Source organism: Claveliimonas bilis, assembly GCF_020892095.1.
Taxonomy (GTDB): domain Bacteria; phylum Bacillota; class Clostridia; order Lachnospirales; family Lachnospiraceae; genus Claveliimonas; species Claveliimonas bilis.
The window spans coordinates 1,776,079-1,788,919 of the sequence record NZ_AP024845.1; the positions used below are offsets into that span (position 1 = coordinate 1,776,079).

Annotated in this window: 13 protein-coding genes; all 13 read left to right on the plus strand. The window is 45.8% G+C overall.

What is annotated here, in order from left to right; genetic code table 11:
- Position 1: 1 nt before the first annotated feature.
- Complete coding sequence (locus EUBC25_RS08685; RefSeq protein WP_230105110.1) at positions 2 to 955, plus strand: 5-oxoprolinase subunit C family protein; 954 nt, start codon at positions 2 to 4, stop codon at positions 953 to 955.
- Between the two features lie 14 nt (positions 956 to 969).
- A complete protein-coding gene (locus tag EUBC25_RS08690) occupies positions 970 to 1,410 on the plus strand; it encodes an acetyl-CoA carboxylase biotin carboxyl carrier protein (RefSeq protein ID WP_230105111.1) in 441 nt (146 codons plus the stop codon).
- Positions 1,411 to 1,421: 11 nt separating this feature from the next.
- On the plus strand, positions 1,422 to 2,765 hold the full coding sequence (gene accC / locus EUBC25_RS08695) for an acetyl-CoA carboxylase biotin carboxylase subunit (protein WP_230105112.1): 1,344 nt from the start codon (positions 1,422 to 1,424) through the stop codon (positions 2,763 to 2,765).
- Between the two features lie 19 nt (positions 2,766 to 2,784).
- A complete protein-coding gene (locus EUBC25_RS08700) occupies positions 2,785 to 3,744 on the plus strand; it encodes a D-2-hydroxyacid dehydrogenase (protein ID WP_230105113.1) in 960 nt (319 codons plus the stop codon).
- Between the two features lie 95 nt (positions 3,745 to 3,839).
- Positions 3,840 to 4,595, plus strand: a complete 756-nt coding sequence (locus EUBC25_RS08705; protein ID WP_230105114.1) for a LamB/YcsF family protein — start codon at positions 3,840 to 3,842, stop codon at positions 4,593 to 4,595.
- Between the two features lie 30 nt (positions 4,596 to 4,625).
- Positions 4,626 to 5,975, plus strand: coding sequence for a dicarboxylate/amino acid:cation symporter (locus tag EUBC25_RS08710; RefSeq protein WP_230105115.1), 1,350 nt, complete (start codon positions 4,626 to 4,628; stop codon positions 5,973 to 5,975).
- 127 nt (positions 5,976 to 6,102) lie between these two features.
- Complete coding sequence (gene fba / locus EUBC25_RS08715) at positions 6,103 to 6,966, plus strand: class II fructose-1,6-bisphosphate aldolase (RefSeq protein ID WP_230105116.1); 864 nt, start codon at positions 6,103 to 6,105, stop codon at positions 6,964 to 6,966.
- 139 nt (positions 6,967 to 7,105) lie between these two features.
- Entirely contained in the window at positions 7,106 to 9,217 is a 2,112-nt protein-coding gene (locus tag EUBC25_RS08720; RefSeq protein ID WP_230105117.1) for a glutamine synthetase III family protein, read from the plus strand.
- 142 nt (positions 9,218 to 9,359) lie between these two features.
- Complete coding sequence (locus EUBC25_RS08725) at positions 9,360 to 9,842, plus strand: DUF1700 domain-containing protein (protein ID WP_230105118.1); 483 nt, start codon at positions 9,360 to 9,362, stop codon at positions 9,840 to 9,842.
- 310 nt (positions 9,843 to 10,152) lie between these two features.
- A complete protein-coding gene (locus EUBC25_RS08730) occupies positions 10,153 to 10,341 on the plus strand; it encodes a hypothetical protein (RefSeq protein ID WP_230105119.1) in 189 nt (62 codons plus the stop codon).
- A gap of 152 nt (positions 10,342 to 10,493) precedes the next feature.
- A complete protein-coding gene (locus EUBC25_RS08735) occupies positions 10,494 to 11,660 on the plus strand; it encodes a THUMP domain-containing class I SAM-dependent RNA methyltransferase (RefSeq protein WP_230105120.1) in 1,167 nt (388 codons plus the stop codon).
- On the plus strand, positions 11,661 to 12,272 hold the full coding sequence (rdgB, locus tag EUBC25_RS08740) for an RdgB/HAM1 family non-canonical purine NTP pyrophosphatase (RefSeq protein WP_230105121.1): 612 nt from the start codon (positions 11,661 to 11,663) through the stop codon (positions 12,270 to 12,272). It begins immediately after the preceding gene.
- Between the two features lie 23 nt (positions 12,273 to 12,295).
- Positions 12,296 to 12,778, plus strand: a complete 483-nt coding sequence (locus EUBC25_RS08745) for a metallophosphoesterase family protein (protein ID WP_230105122.1) — start codon at positions 12,296 to 12,298, stop codon at positions 12,776 to 12,778.
- Positions 12,779 to 12,841: the final 63 nt, after the last annotated feature.

A 12,841-nucleotide genomic window follows, 5' to 3' on the forward strand; every position in this document is an offset into this window, starting at 1 on the left:
CATGGGAATTATTGTAGAAAATCCGGGTATACAGACCACCGTACAGGACGAAGGGCGCTTCGGCTACCAGCAGTTCGGAGTATCGCCAGCCGGCCCCATGGATACCCAGTCCTTCTATATTGCCAATATTCTGACCGGAAACAGGAGAGGTGAAAGTGCGCTGGAGATTACTTTTATGGGACCGGAGCTGAAGTTTGAGAAGGATAATATCATTGCAGTGACAGGAGCCAATGTATCTCCAAGTGTGAATGGAGAGGCGATTCCTATGTACCGGGCAGTTTTGGTACATGCCGGAGATACTCTTTCCTTTGGCGTTGCCAGCGGAGGGAGCCGGGCTTACATAGCATTTTCCGGAGGGCTTGATGTGCCCGTTGTTATGGGAAGCAAGGCGACATTGATGAGAAATAAACTTGGCGGAGTGGAAGGCCGCAAACTGGAGAAAGGTGACAGGATCGGCTTCTGCTGTCCCAGGACAACACTTCCTAATATGGAGATGCGCAGGATGGAGCCGGAGGTATTTCCGCAGGGCGATATTACCTTAAGGGTAGTGACCGGACCACAGGACAGTGCATTTACTGAAGAGGAAGTGCGGAAATTCTTCTGGTACAGTGCAGTGATCACCAATGAATCTGACCGGATGGGGATCAGGCTGGAAAGAGAAGAACCTCTGAAGCATATCAAAGATGGAAATATACTGACAGACGGCGTGGCGTTCGGCTCCATTCAGGTGCCTACCAATGGACAGGTCATTATCATGATGGCGGATCGGCAGACGACAGGTGGTTATACGAAGATCGGAACCGTTATTTCGGTGGATCTGCCTAAGCTGGCGCAGGCACAGCCGGGATATAAGGTTCATTTTGTGAGAGTGGGGATCCAGCTTGCACAGGAACTTTATTTAAGAAATAAGAAGAAGCTGCAGAATCTGGAAAAGAAGCTGGGCCAGAGAAGTTAGCGGAGGAAAATCGTATGAAGTATGAAAAGATCATTGATCTTCTGCGTGAAGTGGAAAAATCCGGGGTAGAGGAATTTGAGCTGGAAAAAGAAAACTTTCGTATCCGCATAAAAAAATCATCCGGAAGCAGCCGGGAACCGGAGGGGGAAGCACAGCCGGATACCTCGGTTTGTGGTTCCGGCAGAAAGACCGAAGATGCAGAAGTGTCTATCCAGGAGGGAACGATCATAAGATCTCCTCTTGTAGGGGTGTTCCATGCAGCAGGAAGCCAGGAAGGAGAGACATCCGTAACCCTGGGAAGCCGTGTGGAGGCAGGGCAGGTGCTTGGAGCAATAGAGGCTATGAAACTGATGAACGATGTAGTATCAGGATGTGCAGGGACGATCTCGGAAATATTAGTGAAGGATAAAGAACTTGTAGAGTACGGACAGCCTCTGTTCGTGATAGAAGAGTAGGGAGTGAAGACATGTTTCGGAAAGTATTGATCGCGAATCGCGGAGAGATCGCAGTGCGGATCATACGTGCCTGCAGAGAAATGAATATCCGAACGGCAGCAGTATACTCTGAAGCAGATGCCGATGCAATGCATGTCAGGCTGGCGGATGAAGCGGTGTGCATTGGACCGGCTGCTCCGGCGGAGAGCTACCTTAATATGAAGCAGATCATAGGAGCAGCCCTGGCTCTGAAAGCGGAGGCAATCCATCCCGGCTTTGGATTTCTGTCAGAGAATGCGGAATTTGCCAGGATGTGTCAGGAATGTGGAATAGCATTTATTGGCCCGTCCCCGGAGCTGATCGAGAAGATGGGAAATAAATCCGAGGCAAAGCAAACCATGAAAGAGGCCGGGATTCCGGTGGTGCCGGGAACGGATTTTCCTGTATCCGGCGGGGAAGAAGCACTGGAAGAAGCAAACAAGATTGGTTTTCCTGTTATGATAAAGGCCTCTGCCGGCGGGGGCGGCAAAGGGATGCGGCTTGCTTATACACAGCAGGAATTTCCGGCTCTTTTCCATGCAGCGCAGCAGGAAGCGATCAACGCGTTCGGGGACGGTACTATGTATCTGGAACGGTATGTACAGGCGCCGAGACATGTGGAAGTACAGATCATAGGCGACCGGTACGGCAATGTAGTACATCTGGGGGAAAGGGACTGTTCTATCCAAAGAAGGCATCAGAAGATGATCGAGGAGTCACCCTGCGCCTTTATTTCTCCGGAGATTCGGGAAAAAATGTGCTGCACGGCAGTGGAAGCGGCCCGGGCAGTGGGATACGAAAATGCAGGAACCATAGAATTTTTGCTGGATCAGTCGGGGGAGTTCTTTTTTATGGAAATGAACACAAGGATCCAGGTAGAACATCCGGTCAGCGAACTGGTTTCCGGTGTTGACCTGATCCGGGAGCAGATCCGCACGGCAGCAGGGCTTCCGCTAAGTGTGAAGCAGGAAGATATTGTATTCCGGGGACATGCTATTGAGTGCAGGATCAATGCAGAGGATCCCCTTCACGGATTTATGCCCTGCCCGGGGACGGTAAAAAAGATACATCTGCCGGGAGGGAATGGGATTCGTATGGACACGGCTATTTATCCGGGTTACCGGATTCCTCCGTACTATGATTCCATGATCGTAAAAGTTATCACGTTCGACAGGGACCGTACAGGAGCCATTTCCAAGATGAGCAGCGTCCTTAGTGAACTGATGATAGAAGGGGTGGAGACAAACAGGGATTTTCTGTATGATGTGCTGCATCATCCGGATTTCCTAAGCGGTATGTTCCACACAGACTTTATTGAAAGAAATTATGAACTGTAAAAGAAAGGAAGGAATTATTATGAAGATTGTTGTATTAGACGGATATACCTTGAACCCTGGAGATATCAGCTGGGGAGGAATGGAAGCCCTTGGCGAGGTTACAGTGTACGACCGTACAAAACCGGAAGATATCATAGAGAGGATTGGCGATGCAGAAGTAGTTTACACAAACAAGACTCCGATCACCAAAGAGACATTGGATGCCTGCCCGAGTATTAAATTTATCGGAGTTCTGGCAACTGGATATAATGTCATCGATATTGCAGCTGCAAAAGAAAAAGGAATCCCGGTATCCAATATTCCTACATATGGAACGGCAGCAGTATCACAGTTTGCGATCGCTCTTCTTCTGGAGCTTTGCCATCATATCGGAGAACATTCGGATGCAGTAAAGGCAGGAGAGTGGAGCAGCAATCCGGACTGGTGTTTCTGGAAACATCCTCTTGTTGAGCTGGATGGAAAAACAATGGGAATCATTGGATTTGGCCGTATCGGACAGGACACAGGAAAGATCGCACAGGCGCTTGGCATGAAAGTTCTTGCTTATGACGCGTTTAAAAGACCGGAGCTTGAAAGCGACACATGTCATTATACGGACCTTGATACACTTTTGAAAGAATCCGATGTTATTTCTCTGCATTGCCCGTTATTCCCGGATACAGAGGGAATCATCAACAAAGATACGATCGCAAAAATGAAAGACGGCGTTATGATCATCAACGATTCCAGAGGTCCTCTTATTGTGGAACAGGATTTAAGGGACGCTCTTGACAGCGGCAAGGTTGCGGGAGCTGCTCTGGATGTGGTTTCTACAGAGCCGATCAAAATGGACAATCCGCTTCTTGGAGCAAAGAATGTCATCCTGACTCCTCACATTGCATGGGCTCCAAAGGAATCCAGGCAGAGACTGATGGATATTGCAGTGGCAAATTTGAAAGCATATGTGGACGGACAGCCGCAGAATGTCGTAAACGCATAAATTATTCAGACATGAGTGAGATTTGACCGGGAAATTGGCGGATCTGTACAGCGTGTCTGAAGAAAATAAAGGAAATTAAAAAGGAGGAAATAATTATGTATCATGTGGATCTGAACAGTGATATGGGCGAAAGTTTTGGAGCCTATAAACTTGGGGGCGACGAGGAGATCATCAAATACGTGACGACCGCAAATGTTGCATGCGGATGGCATGCAGGCGATCCGATGGTGATGGACAAGACAGTACGCATGGCGAAGGAGAGAGGCGTTATGGTAGGCGCTCATCCTGGCTATCCGGATCTGATGGGATTTGGCCGGAGGAAAATGGTTCTTTCTTTCCAGGAAGTGAAGAACTATGTGAAATATCAGATTGGAGCCCTGTCTGCCTTTACAAAGAGCTATGGTATGAAACTTCAGCACGTGGCTCCTCATGGCGCAATGGGAAATCAGTGCCAGTATGATGAAGAGATTTCCACTGCTATTGTTGAAGCGATTACAGAAGTGGACAAAGATCTGATCGTATATTATTGTGCAGGAGCCGTTCTCGGGCAGATCGCGGAGAGCAAAGGACTTCGCACCGCTTCTGAAATTTTTGCGGACCGTGCTTATATGGATGACCTGTCATTGGTACCGAGAAAAATGGAAGGATCCATGATCACGGATGAAAATATCGCTATCGAAAGATGCGTGCGCATGATCAAAGAAGGAAAAGTAACATCCATCAACGGTAAAGAACTGGATATTAAAGGAGATACCCTCTGCGTGCATGGCGATGGACCAAAAGCGCTTGCGTTTGTACAGAGAATCCGTGAAACATTTGAAAAAGAAGGCATCGAGATCAGACACCTGTAGGATTACACCTGAAATAAAGGAGTGAAAGAGATGAGTAACGAAAATAAGAAACAAATGTCTGTTGTAAAGAAAATGATGATTGCCCTTGTGGGAGGTCTTGTTGTCGGACTTATATTTATGTTTATCCGAAGCAGCCTGCTTGATTCGGGAAATGAAGCGACATGGAATATGATCAACAAGATTCTGTTCCAGGATATTACTGCCGAAGATGGTACAGGAGCTTTGGGACTTCTTTACATTATCGGCCAGCTCTTCATGAGAGGTCTTCAGGCAGCCATCGTACCGCTGGTACTTGTATCCTTAAGTCTTGCAATGTGCAGTATTTCCAGTTCCACCAAGCTTGGAAGGATTGCAGGACGCACGGTGCTTGGATTTGTATGCTTCTATGTTGTAGGCGCATTCTGTGGCGGGGTTGTGGCATACCTGATGAAATCAGCGGGACTTTTCAATGTAAATCTTCCTGCAGAAGCGGTTACCGATGCAGCTACTATTGATGCGTTTAACCCGCTGGCAACTATTGTGACAGCTGTTCCTTCCAATATCACGGAAGTATTCAGCAGCAATAACAGTATTCTGGCAGTTGTTGTTGTAGCCATCGTGATCGGCCTGTGCCTGCAGGCGCTCGGAGAAAAAGGAGAACCCCTAAAAAAGGTGTTTGAAAGTGTCAGCGAAGTTGTCAATATGTATCTGACATTCCTCATCAATAAAGTGGGTCCGGTCGCGATCTTTTGTCTGGTATCCCGTACATTCGCTATCTACGGTACAGAATATCTTGCTCCGGCCGCAGCCTATATTGTAGGAGCGATGATCACACTGTTTATCCTGGTAGTAACACTTTATCCGATCGGTATCTGGCTGACAACAAGACTGAATCCGATGAAATTCCTGAAGAAGATCGCGAAAGTAGGCGTGTTCGGATTCTCTGTAAACTCTTCTGCAGCTACATTGCCTCTGAATACAAGAACAAATCTGGACGAGCTGGGATGCAGCCAGGAGATCACAAGCTTTGTGCTTCCTACCGGTATGACGATCAATATGAACGGAACAACGGTTATGCATATGTTTGCAGTTACATTTATTGCAACATCTGCAGGAATCGATGTGACACCGGCAAATCTGGTTGTGGTCGCATTCCTTTCCATCTGTGCAGCAATGGGATGCCCGGCTATTCCGATCGCCGGAACTACTCTGATCGTAACGATCCTTTCCGGCATGGGCTGGACATCAGATGCATGTATGATCGCTTATGCGCTGGTCGTAGCAATTAACCGTCCGGTTGAAATGGCTCTGCTGCCTTTGAATGTTATCGGTGACGCTGCTACAAATGTTATTGTAAATGCAAAAGAAAAGGAATTGAACAAAGAGGTATACAACAGCTAAAAAGCTGTTAAAACAGAATGTCTTGTCTTTTCTTCTGTGATGATATATAATAAAAAAAGCGAAAGTTTACATTATGTCGGTCTTTGCGCCGGCATAATGCAGTATAAGGAAGTGGAGGAGACAATATATGTTAGTATCAGCGAAAGAAATGCTTGAAAAAGCAGTAGAAGGCCATTATGCAGTAGGTCAGTTCAACATCAACAATCTGGAGTGGACAAAAGCAATCCTGCTTACAGCAGAGGAATGCAAATCTCCGGTCATCCTGGGAGTATCCGAAGGTGCCGGAAAGTATATGACAGGATTCAAGACTGTTGCAGACATGGTAAAGGCTATGATCGATGAACTCGGTATCACTGTACCTGTAGCTCTTCATCTGGATCATGGAACATACGAAGGATGCTACAAGTGTATCGAAGCGGGATTTTCTTCTATTATGTTTGACGGATCTCACTATCCGATCGAAGAAAATGTTGCAAAGACAAAAGAACTGGTTGCTGTATGCGCTGAGAAAGGAATGTCCCTGGAAGCAGAAGTCGGCTCCATCGGCGGTGAAGAAGACGGAGTTGTAGGAATGGGAGAGTGCGCTGATCCGAACGAGTGTAAAATGATCGCTGATCTTGGCGTTACAATGCTTGCAGCAGGAATCGGAAATATCCATGGAAAATATCCGGAAAACTGGCAGGGATTAAGCTTTGAAACTCTGGATGCCATCCAGAAGCTGACAGGAAAGATGCCGCTGGTTCTTCACGGAGGAACAGGAATCCCGGAGGATATGATCAAGAAAGCAATTGATCTGGGAGTTGCAAAGATCAATGTAAACACAGAGTGTCAGTTATCTTTCGCTGCCGCTACACGTAAATACATTGAAGATGGAAAAGATCTGGAAGGAAAGGGATTTGATCCTCGTAAACTCCTGAAACCGGGTACAGATGCAATTATGCAGACAGTAAAAGAAAAGATGGAATTATTCGGCTCTGTTGGGAAAGCCTAAGAGCGAAAAGAGAAATGAAGTGGAATAAAGGTGTTCCGGCCGGGAGGTCGGAGTGCCTTTTTCTGGTTAAAGGGAATGTTCAGACGACATAGCCCTCATCAGCTCTTTAAACAGATAGAAAGAAAGGATTACGGAAAATATGAGTGAATTATTTAATGTGGCAGATATTTTCGGAGAAAATGTATTCGATGATGCGACTATGCAGGAACGTCTGCCGAAGAAGGTCTACAAGGATCTGAAGAAGATGATTGAGGAAGGCAAGGAACTGGACCTTGCTACAGCGGATGTGATTGCGCATGAGATGAAGGAATGGGCGATTGAGAAGGGCGCAACTCATTACACACACTGGTTCCAGCCGCTTACAGGTGTAACTGCAGAAAAACATGATTCCTTTATTTCCGCACCTATGGAAACCGGAAAAGTGCTGATGAGTTTTTCCGGTAAGGAGCTGATCAAGGGTGAGCCGGATGCTTCTTCCTTCCCGTCAGGAGGACTTCGGGCAACTTTTGAAGCGCGCGGATATACTGCGTGGGACTGCACCTCCCCGGCCTTTGTCCGGAAAGATGCAGCCGGTGCTACTTTGTGTATCCCAACTGCATTCTGTTCCTACACAGGAGAGGCGCTGGATCAGAAAACACCGCTTCTTCGCTCCATGGAAGCGATCAACGAGCAGTCTCTTCGTCTGATCCGCTTATTCGGAAATACAAGGGCGAAGAAGGTAACGCCTTCTGTAGGACCGGAGCAGGAATATTTCCTTGTTGATGCAAAGAAATTTCTGGAAAGAAAGGACCTGATCTATACAGGACGTACCTTGTTTGGCGCAATGCCTCCCAAGGGACAGGAGCTGGACGACCATTATTTTGGAACCATTCGTCAGCGTATTGCCTCATTTATGAAAGATGTCAATGAAGAGCTGTGGAAAATGGGCGTGACATCCAAGACACAGCACAACGAGGTTGCTCCTGCGCAGCATGAACTTGCGCCGATCTACGCTAAGGCGAATGTGGCTGTCGATCACAATCAGCTTGTTATGCAGACCTTAAAGCGGATTGCTTCTGAACACGGAATGAAATGTCTCCTTCATGAAAAACCGTTTGCAGGCGTCAATGGTTCCGGAAAGCATAATAACTGGTCGCTGACAACAGATGAGGGCAAAAATCTTCTTGATCCGGGCGAGACTCCTCATGAAAATATTCAGTTCCTCCTTGTGCTCACCTGTATTTTGAAAGCAGTGGACGAACATGCGGCTCTGCTTCGTGAATCAGCCGCCGATCCGGGAAATGATCACAGACTGGGAGCAAACGAGGCGCCTCCGGCTATTATTTCCGTATTTCTCGGAGAGCAGCTGGAGGATGTGCTGGAACAGCTGGTTACCACAGGGGAAGCGACTCACAGCCTTAATACCGGAAAACTGGAAACAGGAGTGCGTACACTGCCGGAGCTGGCGAAGGATACTTCTGACAGAAACCGGACTTCACCATTTGCGTTTACAGGAAATAAATTTGAATTCCGTATGGTAGGATCCAGGGATTCTGTCGCGGGATCGAACATTGTGCTGAATACAATTGTTGCAGATGCGTTTTCACAGGCATGTGATGTGCTGGAAAAGGCGGATGATTTTGAAAAGGCGGTTCATGATCTCATCAAACAGTATGCAACTGAGCATTACCGCATTGTATTTAATGGGAACGGATATTCTGATGAATGGGTAAAAGAGGCGGAAAGAAGAGGACTTCCTAATATTCGTTCCATGGTAGATGCAATTCCGGCCCTGGTAACAGAGGAAACCATCAGTCTGTTTGAGAAATTCCATGTATTTACCAGAGCAGAACTGGAATCACGTGCAGAGATCAAGTATGAAAATTATGCAAAGGCGATCAATATTGAGGCCCGCACTATGATTGATATGGCCAGCAAACAGATCATACCTGCGATCATCAAATATACGAGATCCCTCGCAGATACAGTCAATTCAGTGAGAGAAGCCGGTGTGGACCCGCAGGTACAGGCTGATCTGTTAAAAGAGATTACCGTACTGCTTGGACAGACGAAAGAAGCGCTGGATGTGCTGAAGAAAGTGACGGAAGAGGCTGCGGCCATGGAAGAAGGAGAAAGCCAGGCTAGATATTATCATGATTCTGTCTTCCCGGCGATGGAAGAACTGCGCCGTCCGGTAGATGAGTTGGAAATGATCGTGGATAAAGAAGCATGGCCGATGCCGTCTTATGGTGATTTGCTTTTTGAAGTATAAGGGTGCCGGAAATAGTCAGCGGTATGCAAATACTAAAGTTTAGAAAGATATAAGAAAATATTCATAATCCTGCACTTGGAATTGCGGCAAAGATATGATATTATGACCGCAGGCAGTCAACCTGAAAGGAAGGAATTTGCAGATGACGCGGGAAGAGTTTTTGAAAAAGCTGAAAGAAGCTTTGGAAAATGATTTAAGCGGCCGTATCGTACAGGAAAATGTAAGCTATTATGAATCTTATATTATAGAAGAAATACGAAAAGGGCGTACAGAAAGTGAAGTGATCGAAGAACTGGGAGATCCCTGGATCATTGCCAGGTCTATTATCGATATGGCAGAAGGAGAGCCGGGAACCAGGGAGGCGTACTATGAGTCTGCAAAAAGCAGTTCAAGGCAGGAAAGAAAGGCGGACAGATATGCAGGCGGCATGGGAAATAATGGAAATATTCATGTTTTTTCCATGGACAGTTGGTGGAAAAAGCTTCTGGTAATTCTTGGAGTGATAGGAATTTTCCTTATTATTATTGCTGTGATCGGCGGGATTTTCAGCCTGCTGATGCCGATTATCGTGCCGGTCCTTTGCATTGCCCTGATTTTTCGCCTTATCAGCGGGCGAAGACGATGATAAATTTACTGTAATAATGAATAGGCGGCGTTTATGCGCCGCCTATCAGTCTATAATTGAAGCTATAAATATAAAACGAAAAAGTAAAAGACCGATGGGGGAGCCATCGGTCTTTTGAGGGGAGTATAAATAATTAATAAGGGGTTGTAGAAAGTATTCTTTCTACATGACTAAGTATAATATAGGATGGATGAAAAAGCAAGAAAAAAATTAAAAAAAACTTAATAAACAAAAAATCAGAGAAAAATACATAGGAATTCATATTTCGGGGATAATATTGCTGTAACCAATCAAATAGGAGGTAACAAAAATGGCAAAGAATTACAGCAATAATTCAAATGGTATGGGAAATGCAGAGAATGCTTATGAATCAAAGAAAAATGCATACAACAAGAATGCATCCAAAAATACAGCGGGAAAAAATGCATCCAAGAGTTCTGCATCGTCCAATAAGACTTCCAATAGCCAGAATTGCAGCGACAGCACAGACAGCTATTAGATCGCTCAAAAAAAGAACAGGGTAATTTTAATTGGGGGACGGGGTGTTGAAAAATACCCCGTCCCCCAATTAAAATTACCCTGTTCCCAATTGACAAATTTCTTAAGAAACAATAAGATGATAAGAATAGAACAAAATTTATGGAGATTACTATGGATAAAATAGAACTGATCGCTCCCTGTCATTTTGGTCTGGAAGCAGTATTGAAAAGAGAAATTCAGGCGCTGGGGTATGAGATTTCATCTACAGAAGACGGAAGAGTTTCGTTTTATGGAGATTTGTCCGCGGTCTGCAGGGCAAATATTTTCCTTCGTACTGCGGAAAGAGTGCTGCTGAAAGCAGGAGAGTTTAAAGCGGAAACGTTTGATGAACTGTTTGAGAAAACCAGAGAAATTCCCTGGGAAAATTACATACCTGAAAACGGGAAATTCTGGGTTGCCAAAGCAGCATCGGTTAAAAGTAAGCTTTTCAGCCCGTCTGACATACAGTCCATCATGAAAAAAGCGATTGTAAGAAGGCTGCAGAGTTCCTACCATAAAGAGTGGTTTGAAGAAGACGACGCCTCTTATCCGCTCCGGGTGTTTTTGAAAAAAGATATGGTGACTGTAGGGATCGATACGTCAGGAATTTCTCTGCATAAGAGAGGATACCGGGAGGTGTCGGGAAAGGCTCCTATCACGGAAACGCTGGCTGCGGCGCTTATTATGCTCACGCCATGGAGGGGAGACAGAATATTGGTGGATCCCTTCTGCGGCAGTGGTACTTTTCCTATCGAGGCCGCGATGATGGCAGCGGATATCGCTCCCGGAATGAACCGTTCTTTTACAGCCGAGGACTGGACGAATCTGCTCCCTAAGAAAATGTGGTATGAGGCAGTGGATGAGGCGGAGAGCAGGATAAAAACAAATATTGAGACAGATATACAGGGGTATGATATCGATGGTGATGTGATCCGGATCGCGAGAAGAAACGCCAGGGAAGCAGGTGTGGATCACCTGATCCATTTTCAGGAAAGAAATGTCCGCGATCTTAGACATTCCGGAAAATATGGCTTCATTATTACCAATCCTCCTTACGGCGAAAGGCTGGAAGACAAAAAAGATCTGCCGCAGCTGTACCGGACTTTTGGAGAGAGTTTTGCCGGACTGGACACATGGTCTGCCTACATGATCACGAGCTATGAGGATGCACAGAGATATTTTGGCAGAAAAGCAGATAAAAACAGAAAAATTTATAATGGAATGCTGAAAACTTATTTTTATCAGTTTCTGGGGCCGAAGCCGCCAAAGAAAAATAATAGTAGAATGGATGGATGCTAAATGAAAACAATTATATTTGCAACAGGAAATAGAAATAAGATGGAAGAAATCCGGATGATCCTTAAGGATCTTGATGCGGAGATTTTGTCACAAAAAGAGGCGGGAATAGATGCTGATGTAGTGGAGGACGGAACCACATTTGAAGAAAACGCTCTGATCAAAGCAAGAGAAATCCGAAAGATTGCATCAGCTATGGAAAAGTATAAGGAAGCAGTGATCCTGGCGGATGATTCCGGACTTGAGATCGATTATCTGAATAAGGAGCCGGGAATTTATTCTGCAAGATATCTCGGAGAGGATACTTCCTATGATATAAAAAATAATGCTCTGCTTGACAGGCTTGCGGGCGTGCCGGATGAAGACCGGACTGCCCGGTTTGTGTGCACTATAGCGGCGGCATTTCCGGATGGTACAGAAGAAGTTGTAAGGGGGACAATGGAAGGGAGGATCGGTTATGAAATTGCAGGAGAACATGGTTTTGGTTATGATCCTATTTTCTTCCTGCCGCAGTATGGATGCACAAGCGCCCAGCTTGATCCGGAAAAGAAAAATGAGTTGAGTCACAGAGGAGAAGGGCTAAGAAAAATGCGTCGGATACTGGAGCAGCGTTAAAACAAAGGAGCCGAAGAGTAAATATGAGGATACTGGTAGTAAGTGATACACATAAATCCCACCGAAATCTGGAGAGAGCATTGGAAGAAACCGGACACATTGATATGATGATCCATCTGGGTGATGTGGAAGGAAAAGAAGACTACATAGAGGCTTTGGCAGACTGTCCGGTGCACATTGTCAGTGGGAATAATGACTTTTTCTCTCAATTGCCATGGGAGGAAGAATTTTTTATCGGGGATCATCATGTATTTATTACGCATGGACACGGATATTTTGTAGGAATGGGCGAGGAGCGTGTAAAGGAAGAGGCCAGAGGACGAGGAGCAGATATTGTCATGTATGGGCACACCCATATGCCTTCGCTGACGATAGAACCTGATCTGGTTACGCTGAACCCGGGCAGTATAGCTTATCCCAGACAGAAGGGTAGAAAACCAAGTTATATTGTAATGCAAATGGATTCTGACGGGAAAATAAACTATGAGATCCGCTATCTCGAATAAAAAATGATAAATCCATAAGAATCTTCTTGACAGGAATAGTTAGTTAGTGTATACTAACTTGTG

Excerpts from the sequence above, each read along its gene's own strand:
- EUBC25_RS08735 (WP_230105120.1), top strand. The coding sequence starts at position 10,494 with ATGGATAAAATAGAACTGATCGCTCCCTGTCATTTTGGTCTGGAAGCA.
- fba (WP_230105116.1), top strand. The coding sequence starts at position 6,103 with ATGTTAGTATCAGCGAAAGAAATGCTTGAAAAAGCAGTAGAAGGCCAT.
- EUBC25_RS08690 (WP_230105111.1), top strand. The coding sequence starts at position 970 with ATGAAGTATGAAAAGATCATTGATCTTCTGCGTGAAGTGGAAAAATCC.
- EUBC25_RS08700 (WP_230105113.1), top strand. The coding sequence starts at position 2,785 with ATGAAGATTGTTGTATTAGACGGATATACCTTGAACCCTGGAGATATC.
- EUBC25_RS08730 (WP_230105119.1), top strand. The coding sequence starts at position 10,153 with ATGGCAAAGAATTACAGCAATAATTCAAATGGTATGGGAAATGCAGAG.
- EUBC25_RS08720 (WP_230105117.1), top strand. The coding sequence starts at position 7,106 with ATGAGTGAATTATTTAATGTGGCAGATATTTTCGGAGAAAATGTATTC.
- EUBC25_RS08685 (WP_230105110.1), top strand. The coding sequence starts at position 2 with ATGGGAATTATTGTAGAAAATCCGGGTATACAGACCACCGTACAGGAC.
- EUBC25_RS08705 (WP_230105114.1), top strand. The coding sequence starts at position 3,840 with ATGTATCATGTGGATCTGAACAGTGATATGGGCGAAAGTTTTGGAGCC.
- EUBC25_RS08745 (WP_230105122.1), top strand. The coding sequence starts at position 12,296 with ATGAGGATACTGGTAGTAAGTGATACACATAAATCCCACCGAAATCTG.
- EUBC25_RS08710 (WP_230105115.1), top strand. The coding sequence starts at position 4,626 with ATGAGTAACGAAAATAAGAAACAAATGTCTGTTGTAAAGAAAATGATG.
- rdgB (WP_230105121.1), top strand. The coding sequence starts at position 11,661 with ATGAAAACAATTATATTTGCAACAGGAAATAGAAATAAGATGGAAGAA.
- EUBC25_RS08725 (WP_230105118.1), top strand. The coding sequence starts at position 9,360 with ATGACGCGGGAAGAGTTTTTGAAAAAGCTGAAAGAAGCTTTGGAAAAT.
- accC (WP_230105112.1), top strand. The coding sequence starts at position 1,422 with ATGTTTCGGAAAGTATTGATCGCGAATCGCGGAGAGATCGCAGTGCGG.